A 13,553-nucleotide genomic window follows, 5' to 3' on the forward strand; every position below is an offset into this window, starting at 1 on the left:
CCGAGTTCGTCAACACCATCGAGCCGTTCGCCGGAGCGGCGGCCGAGGAGGAGGGCGAGGAGGCCGGCCGCGAGACCGTCGTCGTCGAGGTCGGCGGCAAGCGCCTGGAAGTCTCCCTGCCCTCCTCCCTCGGCGCGACCATCACCCGCACCGCCGCGTCCGGCGGGGCCAAGCCCAAGCGCCGCGCGGCTAAGAAGGCGAGCTCCGCCGCGTCCGGTGACGCGCTGACCTCCCCGATGCAGGGCACCATCGTCAAGGTGGCCGTCGAAGACGGCCAGGAGGTCGCCGAGGGCGACCTCATCGTGGTCCTGGAGGCGATGAAGATGGAGCAGCCCCTGAACGCGCACCGCGCGGGCACGGTCAAGGACCTCGCCGCCGAGATCGGCGCCTCCGTCTCCTCCGGAGCCGTCATCTGCGAAATCAAGGACTGAACCCCCGCAGCTCGACCCGCCCCCGGACGCGGCGGCACCCGCGAGCCGCCGCACCGGGCCCCGGACCGCCACACCGACTACCGGTTCTGGAGACCTCATGAGCACCGAGACAGCCGAACCCGCCATCGCTGCCGCTGCCTTCCCCGATCCGGCGGGCCCGGATCCGGCGGGCCCGGATCCGGCGGGCCCGGATCCGGCCGGCCCCGGACCGGCCGGTCCGGCGGAACCGGGTGAGCGGCAGGAGCTGTACCCCGTGGTCCCCGACGTCCGCGTCCGGGATGTCGTACTGGACGCCGAAGGGGTCGCCCTGTCGGCCCTGATCGCCACTCCGCCGCCGTGGATTCCGCCGCGCGCCACCGTCTTCGCCGTCCATGGCGGCGGCATGCGCGCCGGCTACTTCGACGCCCGTGTCCACCCCGGGCAGTCGCTGCTCACGCTGGGGGCGAGCCTCGGTTTCACGGTCGTGGCGGTCGACCGTCCCGGTTACGGCCTGTCCGCCGAGCGCTTCCCCACGGGCGCCACGCTGGCCGAGCAGTCGGGTCTGCTGCACACCGCGCTCGCCCAGTACGCGCGCCACCACGACACCGGCGCGGGCATGTTCCTCCTCGCGCACTCCTACGGCGGCAAACTGGCCCTGCACGCTCTGGCCGACGAACGCGGCGCCGCATTCCTGGGAGCGGACATCTCCGGGATCGGCCACCGCTATGCCGTCGACGTCCGGGACCCGCAGGCCTTCCACAGCCGCAGGACCTGGAGCCGGCACTGGGGACGCCTCGACCTCTACCCGCCGGGCGCCTTCCGCGCGGTCAAGCCCCTGGTGACGCCGATGCCGCTGCGCGAGGCGGCCGAAGCCCTGCGCTGGGGCGAGGAGTTCCCCGGACTGGCCGCCCGGGTCCGGGTTCCCGTGCGCTTCACCTTCGCCGAACACGAGGGCTGGTGGCGTCATGACGAGGAGACGATCGACTCGATGCGTACGGCCTTCCCGGCCGGCACGCAGGTTCTCTTCGACCGTCAGCCGGCCGCCGGACACAACATCAGCCTCGGCTGGGCGGCTCGTTCGTATCACCTGCGCGCCCTGGCCTTCTTCGAGGACTGCCTGCTGCCGCACACGACCTGACGGGTAGTCGGCAGAGGTCGGCCGACAAGGCCTGGGCCTTCGGGGGGAGATCAAGATAGGTTAGCCTCACCTAAGTCATCCGGGGAGGTCGTGTCATGACGTCGAGCACCGTGGCCGAGTCACCGTCCGTCGCTCCGTCGCCGCACGCAGGCGACGGAGCAGGCGTCGGATGGATACGCGCCGCCGGGCTCTCGGGGGTGCTGGCCTCGATCGCCTGGCTCGCCGGGGACATCCTGCTGCTGGGCAAACCCATGGGGACCGCCGCCGACCACCCCCTGCTGGCCTCGTACGACGGCACGGCCCGGGACTCGCTGGCGGCCATGCTGCCCGCCTCCACGACGCGGCTGGCCTGGGGAGCGCTGCTCGGCGTCCTCACCGGTCCGCTCTACCTGGTGGCCTGCCGGCACTTGCGGTACGGCCTGCGCCCCGCCCCGCGCCGGTGGTCCCTGCCGCCGTACCTGCTGCTGACCGCGGGTTTCGCGCTGGCCCCGTTCGCCCACGGCTCCTTCTACTACTGGGGGCAGGCCGCCAAGGCGGTCCACGAGTCCGGCGCCCGTTCCGAGGCTCTCACCGCGCTGCCGGGCGACATCGCGACGGTGCTGTTCATCCCCTACGTGGTGCTCCTGGCGTGCTGGGCGGCCGGGTCCGTATGGATGGCCGCCTGCATCCTGCGCGGGGGGACGGCCTTCCCCCGGTGGATGTGCGTGGCGAACCCCCTGATCCTCATCCCCGTCGGCATGCTCCTGACCAAGGCGCTGCCGGGGGCCGCGGGAACCGCGGTGCAGGGCGCGGCGCTCAGCGTCGGGAACCTGCTCCTCTTCGCCCTGTCGACCGCCGTCCTGTGGAAGCGCCGGGGGTGACCGGAGCCGAGGCCGGGGGAGGGCCTCGTCTCAGGGGTTGTGCGCCGTCTCCGCCCGCTTCTTCAAGGCCTTGTTGAGGGACTCGAAGTCCGTGACGGTGGCGGTGATGCTCCGGCGCAGGAACGGCACCAGCAGGCCGGTGAACTTCTCGCTCTGCACGACGCGGGTGCCGCCCCCGTCCAGGTCCGTGAGGACGAAGCGGTGTTCGCCGCTGAAGAGGCCGGGCAGCAACGTCCGGCCGAGCCAGCGCAGCTCCTCGGCGGAGGCGGCGGCCTTGACCGTCGGGCGGAAGGTCATCGGCCGCCGGCCGGTGGGGAACATCTTCAGCTTCAGCCGCCTGCCGGGGGCGGCCGTTCCCGAGGCGTGCCGGATGAAGGGATTCCACTCCTCGTAGCGCGGCAGGTCCGTCAGGACCTGCCAGACCCGCTCGGGTGTGGCGGCGATGTCGATCACGGTGGCTATCTCCCGCACCGGCGTCTCCCTCTGCTCCGTGCCGCAGGTATCTCCCGCAAGGCTCAGTATTGGCCGGAACGGGGCCGTCGGCCTGCCCGGACCGGCGGGCCGGGCCGTCACGCCGGGTGCCGTGCCGCGCCGTCGCGCATCTGGAGCAGCCGCTGTTACCGGACGCGGCCACCGGGCACACCTGCAGCAGCGGGAACCCCTCCCGCACCGGGGATCCCGGGTCCCGGCGCGAACGAGAGGGCGGATGGACGCATGATCACGATGGGGGTGGAGGAGGAGTACCTGCTCCTGGACCCCGTCACGGCGCTGCCGGTGCCGCTGGCGGACGAAGTGCGTGCGGCGTCCGGCATGCAGGCGATGACCGAGGCGCGGGAGGTCCAGACCGAACTGCTGCAGGCCCAGCTGGAGGCTGCCACTCCGGTCTGCACCGGCCTGGCCGAGGTCGGCGGGCACCTGCTGCGGCTGCGCCGTGCGATCGGCGCGGCCGCGCAGAAGGCGGGGTGCCGGCCCGTGGCCTGCGGCACCGCGCCGCTGGCCGGGGGCGCGCCGGTCCCGGTCACCGAGGGCGAGCGTTACCAGGCGCTCCAGGCGCAGGGCGCGCGTCTGGTCGACGAGCAGCTCGTCAACGGCATGCACGTGCACGTGGGGGTGCCGGACCGCGCCCAGGCGGTGGGTGCGCTGAACCGGTTGCGGCCCTGGCTGCCGGTACTGGTGGCCATGGGGGCGAACTCCCCGCTGTGGCGGGGGAGGGACACCGGGTTCGCCAGCTGGCGGACGGTGGTCTTCGGCCGCTGGCCGGTCAGCGGCCCGCCGCCGCGGTTCGAGGGTCCCGGCGACTACGACCGGCGCGTCGGCGCCCTGCTCAGAGCCGGGGCGATCCTGGACACGGGCCAGCTCTACTGGCAGGCGCGGGTCTCCGAGCGCTACCCCACCCTCGAAGTGCGGGCCCTGGACGTACAGCTCACCGTCGAGGACGCGGTCCTCTTCGCCGGGATCGTCCGCGCCCTCGTGGCCACGGCCCTGCGCGAGGAGCGGGAGGGCGTGCCGCTCGCACCGTGCCCGCCGGAGATGCTGCACGCGGCCAACTGGCACGCCGCCCGGTACGGGCTGCACCGCGGCCTGATCGACGCCCACGGCCGGCGCCGCGGCCCCGGCGAGGCGGTCGGCGACCTCTTCGCGCACATCACTCCAGCCCTGGACGAGGCCGGGGACACGCGCGAGGTCAACCGCCTGCTGCGGCTCTTCCTCGGCCGCGGCAGCCCGGCCGACCGCCAGCGCCGCGCTCTGGCCTCCGGCGGGCTGGCGGCGCTGGTCGCGCTGGCGGCCACGGAGGGCCCGGAGCGCTAGGCCGCGCCGGAAGGCCCCGTCCCTGCGTCTGTTGACTTCTCCACCACCCTGTGTCAGACAGACAGGGATGATGTGTTCACGTCATCTTTTCCGTCCTCGCCCCCGGGACCGGCCGGCCGATGCCGTGCCGGACGGAAGGAGCACGGCGATGAGCATCCCGAACACTCCCGCGAAGTCTTCCCGCAGGCGGACGGCGGCGGCCGCGGCCCTGGCCGCCGTACTGGCAGGAGCGGGCGCCGTGCTGGGCGCCCCGCCCGCCGCTGCCGCCGAAGCCGTCACCGTCGCGTACACCTGCACCGGGCCGGGCGCCCCCAGTGGCGTCCAGTCCCTCCTCGTCACCGTGACCGCTCCCGCAACCGTGCCCCGGGGCTCGGCCGCCGACCTGTCCGTCGAGGTCACCACCGCCCTGAACGTCCCCGTCGACGTACCGGCCCGTGCCGCGACGGGGGAGATGGCGTTCCAGCTGGGCGGCGCCGGGTCCGGGTCGGTCACGGCCACCGGGTTCACCAACACCGCGGCGATACCCGCCGGCTCGCCCGTCACGCTCACCGGCGGCGCCGTCTCGGCCCGCCTCGACGCCGCCGGAGCCACGACCTTCACGCCCGGCACGGCCTCCGTGCACGTCTTCGGCGTCACCGTCGCGTGCGAGGTCTCCGGGACCGCCCCGGTGGCCGCCACCGTCGACGTCACCTGACGGTCAGGCCCGGGTGAGGGCGGTCGCCCCGAACGAGACGTCGAAGCGGTCGCACCAGATGCTGACGCTGGTGTAGCGGTTCAGGTCCACGCCCGCGGGCAGGGCGTAGTTCTGGTCGCCCTTGTTCCCCTTGAGCGAGCCCAGGCTGACGTGCGCGCCGTCGTCGAAGACGTGCCAGCCGTCGCGCCCGGGCTTCACGGGGGCGTCGCTGATCAGGACCTTGAGGTCGGGGCCGTTGCTGGTGTCGAGGCCCTCCAGGCGCAGGGTGCGCGTCCCGTCGGGCAGCTGGAGGATGCGCACCGTCCCGCTGGTGCGGTGCTCGTGGCTGATCAGCTCACCCGTGGCCAGCGTCCGCACGCCACCGGCGCCCTCCGGCTGCCCGGTGCCGGTGACCGCCGGGACGGACTCCCGGACCGTCTCGTCCACCCACAGCTTCCACGGCTGGAACCACACCATGCCCGCGGCTACCGCGAGTGCCCCCGCGATCAGTACCCCGATGACGACCGGCTTGCGCAGCACCCGTCGTACACGTCCCATCTCTGCCTCCGAAAAGCCGGTGTGTCCACTCACTCCTTACAACGGTTTCCAGCCGGTCCCGCGCTCCGGAAAACTGATGACGAAAGTCTTACGCCGCCCGCCGGAAGTGGTTCGTTTGGTGGCACTGGAGTGGCTGGGACACGGCATTTCTGCTGATCTGTAATGGTCCCGGAGGCTGCAGGCGGTAGGAGAACACCCATGGACATCGGCGACCTGACCGACGAGATCCTCCGCGACCTGCGGGGACCGCGTGCCTACCCGGCGGTGTCGCTGCTCGTGCCGACGACCCGGCGCGATCCCTTCAGCCCCGAGGATCCGGTCCGGCTGCGGAACACCGTCGCGGAGGCCAAGCGCCGGCTGGCCGAGGACGCGGGTGTCTCCCGCGCCGCCCGGATGGACGTCGAGTCGCACCTGGACGCCGCTGTTGCCGAAGTGGACCTGACGCACGCCAGCGACGGGCTGCTCATCCTCGTGGCCCCCGGCGAGCACCACGTCTGGTACGTGCCGCGCGCGGTGCCCCAGCGCGTGGTGATCGCCAAGACGTTCCTCACCCGCAACCTCGTGTCCGCCGTCCGCGTGGAGGAGCCCTACTGGGCCCTCGCCCTCTCCAAGGGCGAAGCCCGGCTGTGGGACGGCGCGGGCGACGCCCTCACCGAGGCCAACACGAACGGCTTCCCCGTGCAGCCCGCCCTTCCCGATCACCAGGACGCCATGCCGGGCCGGCACTTCGACATGCCCGTCCGAGAGGAGGGCCACGTCGAGCGGGAGCGGCAGTACCTGCGGACGGTCGCCGCAGCCCTCGCCCGCGTCCTCGAACAGCACCCCCGCCCGCTGTACGTGGTGGGCCTGCGCGAGCTCACCTCGCACTTCAGGGAGACGCTCCCCAACCGGGTGATCACCGCCGAGGTCGAGAGCGGCGGCGCCCCCGGCAAGAGGGGCCACGACCTCCTGGAACTGCTCCGCCCGGCCTTCGCGGAACGCCGCCAGGCCCGCCGGGACGACGTGCTGCAGCGGCTGAGCGACGCGCGCGGGGCACGCCGCTTCACCTCGGGCCTCGACGAGATCTGGCAGACCGTGCGGCAGGGCCGGGTGGCCCTCCTCGCCGTCGAGGACCACTACCAGGCGACCGTCCGCACGGACGGCAACGGCGGGCATCCCCAGCTGGTGGAGGCCCCTGTCGAGCCCCTCAGCGCGGACCCCTCCCTCCACGAGGACGCCGTGGACGAGATCGTGGAGAGCGCGCTCGACAGCGGCGCGGACGTCGAGTTCCTCCCGGACGACACGCTCGCCGGGGAGGACCGCCTCGCCGCGGTCCTGCGCTACTGAGCCACGGAGCGGCCCGGCCGCAGCTCCCGGGAGGCCCGGGACTCCCGGAACTCCAGCGCGGAGACGTGCTCGCGGGTGCCGGCGCCCAGGAGCACCAGGGACGCGGCCTCCGCGACTTCCGCCGGCACCGCCGCGTCGCCCTCGCCGCGTCCGGGCGCGGCGTCCAGGGCGTGCAGCAGCTTGCGGAGACCTCGGTCGTGCCGGGTGAAGACGCGCTCGCGGACCCAGCGGCCCCGCGCCCGCTGCCCCTCCAGAGCCTGCGCCGCCCCCACGTCCAGCAGCACCAGGTGCAGCTCGTGGCCGCGGAGCCCGGCTTCACGGGCCAGCCAGCGCCGCATCCAGGGGCGGCTGCCGCAGTCGTGCACCAGAACCGGCCGCCCGCTGCGTACCGCTGCACGGATCCGGAAGAAGTGCTCCAGGCGGGCGCAGGGACGGTAGAGCGCGTACGGCAACCGGTCGGGCATGCGCGCCTCCCACCTCTCGTGGGCGGTGCGCGGGTCGACGGCGGGAGCCGCGGGCGACCAGCGCCGCAGCAGGGTGCTCTTGCCGCTGCCGGGCAGCCCCGACACCACGACGACCGACCCGGCCGGGTACGACAGCACCGCCGGAGCCCGGCTGCCCGGGGCGCGCAGGTCGACCACGCCCTCGGGGCGCAGCCCGGCGACGGGCGCGGGAGGGGATACGGGCGCGGGCGGCGATACGTGCGCGGGCGGGGATACGGGGTCAGGCGGGGATACGGGGGCGGGCACGGCCCCCCGGCGTATCCCCGAACGATCCGCCGCTGCGCTGTCTGTGGTTCCGGTCCGGCTCACGGTCTGTCGTCCCCTGCCCCTTGCCTGCTGTGTCCGCAACCTCGAACGTACCGCCGACCGGGCGGTACGCGGCCCCGGCCGGGAGCAGGGGCAGTCCTTCAGACGCCGCCGCGCCCCCGGCTGGTTCACCGGAGGCCGCTACCGGTTCACCGGAGTGGGCGGCGGCGGGGCGGCGGCGGGCGCGGCGGCAGGGCGGGACGGAGGCGGTCGCAGGGCGGAGCCCGGGGCCGGGCCGAGGGGAAGGGACCCGGCCCCGGGCCGGTCGGGGACCGGTCAGCGGGCGGTCGCCGCGGTGACCGAGGACCGGTCGTGGTGGCGGCTGATGTTCTTCTCCAGCAGCGCCAGGCACTCGGCGACGCCGATGCTGGAAGACGTGTGCTCGGGCAGCCGTCCGTCCCGTGTCCTGAGCTCCGTCAGCGCCTGGTCCATGGCCGACTGCGCGGCGAAGAGGCAGGGGGTGCTGTAGATCGCCACGTCGACGCCGAGCCCGGTCAGCTCCGGCAGCGAGAGCCGGGGCGACTTGCCGCCCGCGATCTGGTTGAACAGCAGCGGCTTGTCGCCGATGACGTCGCGGACCTTGCGGATCCAGTCGACGCTGCGGACGCCGTCGACGAGCAGGACGTCCGCGTCGGTGGCGGCCAGGGCCTTGGCGCGGCGCAGGATCTCGTCCTCCTCCGTGGCGTCGGTACGGGCCACGACGACGAGGTCGCGGCGGGAGTCGAGGACCATGTCGAGCTTGTCCAGGTACTCCTGCAGGGGAAGGATCTGCTTGCCGTCGACGTGACCGCAGCGCCGCGGACGCTGCTGGTCCTCGAGGATCACGCCCGAGGCGCCGACGGCCTCGAGCTGCTGGACGGCGTGGCAGGCGGTCTCGGGGTCGACGTAACCGTCGTCGATGTCGACGAGCAGGTGCTGGGCGGGGAAGGCGAGGCGCAGCCGCTGCACGAAGGCGACGATGTCGGGCCAGGCTATGAAGCCTATGTCGGGGAGCCCGTAGTGGGAGGCGGCGAATCCGAATCCGGAGACGAACATGCCGTCGTAGTGCTGGGCCGCCACCGAGGCGGAGAACATGTCGAAGATGCCGATGAGCGGGGTGGTGCCGTCCGAGGCGATGGCGTCGCGTAGCCGGGCAGGGTGGTTCACGGTACCCTCCGAGGACTGGGTTGGCGTGTGTTGGCCCCGTTGCGGCCGCTGTCTTTGACGGAAGCCCGCGGCGGCAACGGGAACGTGCGCTGACCGGAGGTCCCTGGGGGCACGCCGTCGCATGGCGCGCCCCCAGGGCCTTTTGCTGTGGATCCCTGTGCGTACGGCTGCTGTTGATGTGCCGTCAGGTGCCATCGGGAGATTAGGTCAAGAGATAGTCATGCGGCAATATATGCAAGGTAAAGGCGTGTGGCCGGCGATGCATTCACGCCGACCACACGCGCCCCAGGGTGCCTTGCGGCCGGCCCCTGCCGGAGGCCGCCCCGCAGTTGAATCAGCCCTTCCGCCCCTGGCGTCACCCGCCCGCATATGCCGGTGGATCGGCCGGATCTCGCGGGTCGCCTCTCGCCCCCGGGGCTCTTCGCCGGGGGTGGCCCGGGCTACTGCTTGGTGAGGTTCCTGGCCTCGGCGCGGCCCTTGAGCTCGAGTTGCTCGGCGAGGTCGCGGAGCGCGCGGGCGCCGGCGATCTCCTCGCCGATGCGGGGCTCGTTCGGGTCCTGCGGGTCGCGGGTGGAGGAGGTGCGCGCGCGGAGCTCGGTGCCGTCGCGCAGCCGGAGGAGGGCGGCGGCCCGGGTGTGGGATTCGTCCTCGTCGAATTCGATTTCTACGTGCCAGCCGGCGACCTGCATGAGTGGACACCTCCGCCGTTCGAGCTTCTGTGGCGGCCAATGTAAGTCGCCGCCGTGCCGCCGCCGCGTCCCGCGCGCCCGCGCGCTCCCAGGTCCACCCGTCCGGCTGCCCGGCGTCCCCGTGTCGGCTCCCTCCGCATTCCTCCCGCTTCCGTCCGGGCCCGGTGCCCGCCCCTGCTCCGTGTAACCAGCACGTTTTGCCTGGGGCAAGTAATGCAAGATCACAGGCGTGTGGCCTTGATCACATCGGTCAGGGGTATGGCGCGAAAACGGTCATGTACCGCCGTGCCATTCGTGCCGCGCGAATCCCTTTGTATGTCTGGAAAATGCCCGTCCTGCGCACTCTGACCAGCACAGACCGAGCGCTTACCGGCGGAAATATCAATTCCCTGTGAACTCTTGACGGCGCCCTTACACGCCTCACACCATTCACGGCATGGAGTCCATCGACAGCCGGCCGAGCACCGAGGCGCAGCAGCGCCCCGGCGCCATGCCGTGCCACGGGGCGCATATGCCCCACGGCAGGCCGGCCCGTCACGCGACGACACCCGGCCGGCGGCGGCCCTTAAAGGGCTGACCTCCCCGCGCCACCCGCAGCGCCCAGGGCGATGACGGAAGCACCGTCCTCCCCGGGCCATGCACCCCCCACGCCCGCACCTACCGGCCTGCCCTCCGTCAGACCCCTCCCCGGGGCTGCTCACGGGCAGCCGGAGGCACCCCGGCCACCGGCCGGCGGGCATCGCTTCACCCCTCGGAGAAGACCGGCGTCGCCAGCCGGCCCTCCGGGTAACCGGGTCGCTCCCCCTCCGAGCACCACCGCGTCCCGGTCCTGCCCCCTCCAGCGAAGGCGAAGAACCACATGAGTGACCGCACCCTCACTGCGGCCGAACCCCAGCCCGCCGCCACGGCGGCGCCGACGGCCTCCACACACGTGGACGCCGGCGATGCCGGGTACAGCAAGGACCTCAAGTCCCGCCACGTCAACATGATCGCCATTGGTGGAGCGATCGGCACCGGACTCTTCCTCGGCGCCGGTGGCCGTCTTCACAGTGCCGGTCCGTCCCTCTTCATCGCCTACGCGGTGTGCGGCCTCTTCGCCTTCTTCGTCGTGCGTGCGCTCGGCGAGCTCGTGCTCTACCGCCCCTCCTCCGGAGCCTTCGTCTCCTACGCCCGTGAGTTCATGGGCGAGAAGGGCGCCTTCACCGCCGGCTGGCTCTACTTCCTGAACTGGGCCACCACCGGCATCGCGGACATCACCGCCGTGGCCACCTACACCCACTACTGGGGAATGTTCAGCGACATCCCGCAGTGGGTCCTCGCGCTGATCGCCCTCGCGGTCGTGCTCACCGTGAACCTGATCTCGGTGAAGTACTTCGGCGAGATGGAGTTCTGGTTCGCGATCATCAAGGTCGCCGCGATCACCCTCTTCATGGTCGTCGGCATCTTCCTGCTGGCCAGCCAGCACAGCGTCGGCGACTCGACCCCGGGCCTGGCGAACATCACCGACCACGGCGGCATCTTCCCGACCGGCGTCATGCCGATGCTGCTCGTCATCCAGGGCGTCGTCTTCGCCTACGCCTCCGTCGAGCTGTGCGGTGTGGCCGCGGGTGAGACCAAGAACCCCGAGAAGATCATGCCGAAGGCGATCAACTCGATCATGTGGCGTGTCGGCCTGTTCTACGTCGGCTCGGTCGTCCTGCTCGCGCTGCTGCTGCCCTTCACCGAGTACGTCGCCGGCGAGAGCCCGTTCGTCACCGTCCTGGGCAAGATCGGCGTGCCGTACGCGGCCGGCGTGATGAACCTCGTGGTCCTCACCGCGGCCCTCTCCAGCCTGAACTCGGGTCTGTACTCCACCGGCCGCATCCTGCGCTCGATGGCGATGTCGGGCTCGGCGCCGAAGTTCACCGGTCTGATGAACAAGGGCCAGGTGCCCTACGGCGGCATCCTGCTCACCGCGTTCTTCTGCGTCCTCGGTGTCGGCCTGAACTTCGTCGTCCCCGCCGACGCCTTCGAGATCGTGCTGAACTTCGCCGCGATCGGCATCATCGGCACCTGGGGCATGATCATGGTCTGCTCCCTGCTGTTCTACCGCCGCTCCAAGGACGGCCGGGTCACCCGCCCCGGCTACAAGCTCCCCTGGGCCCCGTACACCCAGATCGTCACCCTGGTCTTCCTGGCCGGTGTGCTCGGCCTGATGGCGTCCGAGCCCGGCGCCGGCCGCACCACGGTGCTGTGCCTGCCGATCATCGTGGCGATGCTGGTCGGCGGCTGGTTCCTCGTCCGCGGCCGGGTCGCGGAGACCGAGCGCGCGAACGAGCTCGCCCGTGCGGAGGCCGGTCAGTCCTGACCGGTTGAGGCCGAGCCGGTCCCGACCGGCTGAGAACGACGAGAGGCGCCCGACCCGGGAGACCGGGGCGGGCGCCTCTTCGCATGCCTGCCGTCCGCTGCCTGCCTGCTGCCCGCTACGGCTCGGCGCCCACCCGCTACGGCTTCGCCGAGTCCACCCCCGGCCGCCCGGCGCGCCACAGCCCCCGTGTGAAGTCCGGGATCTCCTGCGGCGCGCCCTTCGCCTTGATGGAGGCGTGGCTCAGCGGCACCGGCGCGCTCCACGTGGCCGCGTCGTAGACGTCGAAGTCGGGCACCAGCCCCTGCTGCATGCACTGCATGAGCCGGAAGATCATGATGTAGTCCATGCCGCCGTGCCCGCCCGGCGGGTTCGCGTGCTCCTTCCACAGCCAGTGGTCCCACTCCGCGTACGCCCCGAAGTCGCCCCACTCGTCCCCGGACATCTCCGGCTCCAGGTAGATCCGCGGCGGGTAGTCCTCGAACACCCCCTTCGTGCCGCCCAGCGCGTTCACGCGGCTGTAGGGATGGGGGTTGCTGACCGCGTGCTCCAGGCGGATCACGCGCCCCCGGGCCGTCTGCACGAGGCTGACCGACATGTCGCTGCCGACGTACGTCTCCTTCCAGCTCGCATCGCCGGGCGGCATGTGCTGCGCCCGGTAGGCGGCCAGGCCCGCGGCGGGGGAGCCCAACGTCGTGATCCGCACGGCCCGGTCCCCGCGGTTGACGTCCATGTAGTTGGCGACCGGCGCGAAGCCGTGAGTGGGGTAGACGTCCCCTCTCAGCCGGGTGTGCCACAGCCGCCGCCACGGCCCCTCGTAGTACGTCGGCGAGAACATCAGCTCCCGCAGGTCGTGGATGTAGGCCCCCGCCCCGTGCAGCAGCTCGCCGAACTTCCCCGCGTGCGCCATCCGCAGCACGCGCATCTCGTTCCGGCCGTAGCAGCAGTTCTCCAGCTGCATGCAGTGCCGCCGCGTCCGCTCGGACAGGTCCACCAGGCGCCACAGCTGATCGAGCTCCATGGCGGCCGGACACTCCACCCCGACGTGCTTGCCCGCGGTCAGGGCCGCCTCGGCCATCGGGAAGTGCCACTCCCACGGCGTGGCCACGTACACGAAGTCGACGTCGCCGCGCCCGCACAGCTGCCGGAAGTCGTCCTCGCCCTTGGTGTAGAGCGCGGGCGCCGGCTGGCCGGCCGAGCGGACCTTGGCCGCGACCTTCTCCGCCTTCGCCCGCACCGTGTCGCACAGCGCCACCACCCGTACCCCGGGCACCGCCAGGAACAGCTCCGTCATCGCACTGCCGCGGTTGCCCAGCCCGACGATCCCGACCCGCACCGTGCCGCGCCGCTCGAACGGCACTCCGATCATGGTCGCGCCCTGGCGCCGCGGCGTCGCCGCGGCGGCGGCGGGGGAGGCCGCCGCCGCGGCCGCCCCGAGGCCCAGGCCCACACCGGCGCTCGCCGCGCCCGCGGACTTAAGGACGAGGCGGCGGCTGACGTCGGGCGTCTGCTCCCGGCCCTCGACGGAGGTGTGGGGACCGGGATCCTCGACGTGGTCGACGCGATCGAGTTGACCGAGGTGATCAAGGTGCCTGGGGTTCTGCGGGGCTGACTCGTGCATCGGTCCTCCTGGACACAAGGGGCTGATGTGAGTTGCGGCGCGTACGTGAACCTCTCTGACTTCGGTTAGTGACCCTGACGGGTGTGATGCGTGCTTCGCAAGAGGGCTCGCACGACGAGATGCGGCCGGATGGCCGGACGGCCGGACGGGCTCCGGGACGCGATGCCTAG

The 13,553-nt window shown here is 72.4% G+C and carries 13 protein-coding genes; 7 read left to right on the top strand and 6 right to left on the bottom strand.

The annotated features are described in order from the left end of the window. The 3 genes from ACFPP6_RS35380 to ACFPP6_RS35390 form a co-directional block, all read left to right on the top strand. A partial coding sequence (locus tag ACFPP6_RS35380) for an acyl-CoA carboxylase biotin carboxyl carrier protein subunit (RefSeq protein WP_382050958.1) occupies window positions 1–431 on the top strand: 431 nt, incomplete at its 5' end. A 97-nt stretch (window positions 432–528) separates the two neighbouring features. Continuing rightward, window positions 529–1,548 carry an alpha/beta hydrolase gene (locus ACFPP6_RS35385; RefSeq protein ID WP_382050960.1) on the top strand — a complete coding sequence of 340 codons (1,020 nt, stop codon included), beginning with the start codon at window positions 529–531 and terminating at the stop codon, window positions 1,546–1,548. Between the two features lie 95 nt (window positions 1,549–1,643). Continuing rightward, window positions 1,644–2,408, top strand: a complete 765-nt coding sequence (locus tag ACFPP6_RS35390) for a DUF6796 family protein (RefSeq protein ID WP_382050962.1) — start codon at window positions 1,644–1,646, stop codon at window positions 2,406–2,408. Between the two features lie 30 nt (window positions 2,409–2,438). Here ACFPP6_RS35390 and ACFPP6_RS35395 read toward each other — a convergent pair whose 3' ends face one another. Further along, window positions 2,439–2,879, bottom strand: coding sequence for an SRPBCC family protein (locus ACFPP6_RS35395; RefSeq protein ID WP_382050964.1), 441 nt, complete (start codon window positions 2,877–2,879; stop codon window positions 2,439–2,441). Window positions 2,880–3,122: 243 nt separating this feature from the next. On the opposite strand from ACFPP6_RS35395, the gene ACFPP6_RS35400 reads away from it, so the two are divergent. Beyond that, entirely contained in the window at window positions 3,123–4,217 is a 1,095-nt protein-coding gene (locus ACFPP6_RS35400; protein WP_382050966.1) for a carboxylate-amine ligase, read from the top strand. Window positions 4,218–4,365: 148 nt separating this feature from the next. Continuing rightward, window positions 4,366–4,911 carry a hypothetical protein gene (locus ACFPP6_RS35405; RefSeq protein WP_382050968.1) on the top strand — a complete coding sequence of 182 codons (546 nt, stop codon included), beginning with the start codon at window positions 4,366–4,368 and terminating at the stop codon, window positions 4,909–4,911. A 3-nt stretch (window positions 4,912–4,914) separates the two neighbouring features. On the opposite strand, the gene ACFPP6_RS35410 is transcribed toward ACFPP6_RS35405, so the two are convergent. Then, window positions 4,915–5,448, bottom strand: a complete 534-nt coding sequence (locus ACFPP6_RS35410; protein ID WP_382050970.1) for a DM13 domain-containing protein — start codon at window positions 5,446–5,448, stop codon at window positions 4,915–4,917. 198 nt (window positions 5,449–5,646) lie between these two features. Between ACFPP6_RS35410 and ACFPP6_RS35415 the strand changes: the two genes are divergently transcribed. Beyond that, on the top strand, window positions 5,647–6,774 hold the full coding sequence (locus ACFPP6_RS35415) for a baeRF3 domain-containing protein (RefSeq protein ID WP_382050972.1): 1,128 nt from the start codon (window positions 5,647–5,649) through the stop codon (window positions 6,772–6,774). Here the strand turns inward: ACFPP6_RS35415 and ACFPP6_RS35420 are convergent. The 3 genes from ACFPP6_RS35420 to ACFPP6_RS35430 all read right to left on the bottom strand — a co-directional run bounded on the left by ACFPP6_RS35420 (window position 6,768) and on the right by ACFPP6_RS35430 (window position 9,418). Further along, a complete protein-coding gene (locus ACFPP6_RS35420) occupies window positions 6,768–7,523 on the bottom strand; it encodes an AAA family ATPase (RefSeq protein WP_382050974.1) in 756 nt (251 codons plus the stop codon). The two genes, ACFPP6_RS35415 and ACFPP6_RS35420, sit on opposite strands and share 7 nt — an antisense overlap. Before the next feature lie 336 nt (window positions 7,524–7,859). Next, complete coding sequence (locus ACFPP6_RS35425; RefSeq protein ID WP_382050976.1) at window positions 7,860–8,729, bottom strand: isocitrate lyase/PEP mutase family protein; 870 nt, start codon at window positions 8,727–8,729, stop codon at window positions 7,860–7,862. 440 nt (window positions 8,730–9,169) lie between these two features. Then, window positions 9,170–9,418 (bottom strand): DUF1876 domain-containing protein, encoded by a 249-nt coding sequence (locus tag ACFPP6_RS35430; RefSeq protein ID WP_058043407.1) that lies wholly within the window; start codon window positions 9,416–9,418, stop codon window positions 9,170–9,172. An 859-nt stretch (window positions 9,419–10,277) separates the two neighbouring features. Here ACFPP6_RS35430 and ACFPP6_RS35435 point away from each other — a divergent pair. Beyond that, entirely contained in the window at window positions 10,278–11,765 is a 1,488-nt protein-coding gene (locus ACFPP6_RS35435) for an amino acid permease (RefSeq protein WP_382050978.1), read from the top strand. A gap of 136 nt (window positions 11,766–11,901) precedes the next feature. On the opposite strand, the gene ACFPP6_RS35440 is transcribed toward ACFPP6_RS35435, so the two are convergent. After that, a complete protein-coding gene (locus tag ACFPP6_RS35440) occupies window positions 11,902–13,383 on the bottom strand; it encodes a Gfo/Idh/MocA family protein (RefSeq protein ID WP_382050980.1) in 1,482 nt (493 codons plus the stop codon). Window positions 13,384–13,553 lie beyond the last annotated feature (170 nt).

This window comes from Streptomyces aureoversilis, assembly GCF_042657885.1.
Taxonomy (GTDB): Bacteria; Actinomycetota; Actinomycetes; order Streptomycetales; family Streptomycetaceae; genus Streptomyces; species Streptomyces aureoversilis.

Excerpts from the sequence above, each read along its gene's own strand:
- ACFPP6_RS35385 (WP_382050960.1), top strand. The coding sequence starts at position 529 with ATGAGCACCGAGACAGCCGAACCCGCCATCGCTGCCGCTGCCTTCCCC.
- ACFPP6_RS35390 (WP_382050962.1), top strand. The coding sequence starts at position 1,644 with ATGACGTCGAGCACCGTGGCCGAGTCACCGTCCGTCGCTCCGTCGCCG.
- ACFPP6_RS35400 (WP_382050966.1), top strand. The coding sequence starts at position 3,123 with ATGATCACGATGGGGGTGGAGGAGGAGTACCTGCTCCTGGACCCCGTC.
- ACFPP6_RS35405 (WP_382050968.1), top strand. The coding sequence starts at position 4,366 with ATGAGCATCCCGAACACTCCCGCGAAGTCTTCCCGCAGGCGGACGGCG.
- ACFPP6_RS35410 (WP_382050970.1), bottom strand. The coding sequence starts at position 5,448 with ATGGGACGTGTACGACGGGTGCTGCGCAAGCCGGTCGTCATCGGGGTA.
- ACFPP6_RS35415 (WP_382050972.1), top strand. The coding sequence starts at position 5,647 with ATGGACATCGGCGACCTGACCGACGAGATCCTCCGCGACCTGCGGGGA.
- ACFPP6_RS35430 (WP_058043407.1), bottom strand. The coding sequence starts at position 9,418 with ATGCAGGTCGCCGGCTGGCACGTAGAAATCGAATTCGACGAGGACGAA.
- ACFPP6_RS35435 (WP_382050978.1), top strand. The coding sequence starts at position 10,278 with ATGAGTGACCGCACCCTCACTGCGGCCGAACCCCAGCCCGCCGCCACG.
- ACFPP6_RS35440 (WP_382050980.1), bottom strand. The coding sequence starts at position 13,383 with ATGCACGAGTCAGCCCCGCAGAACCCCAGGCACCTTGATCACCTCGGT.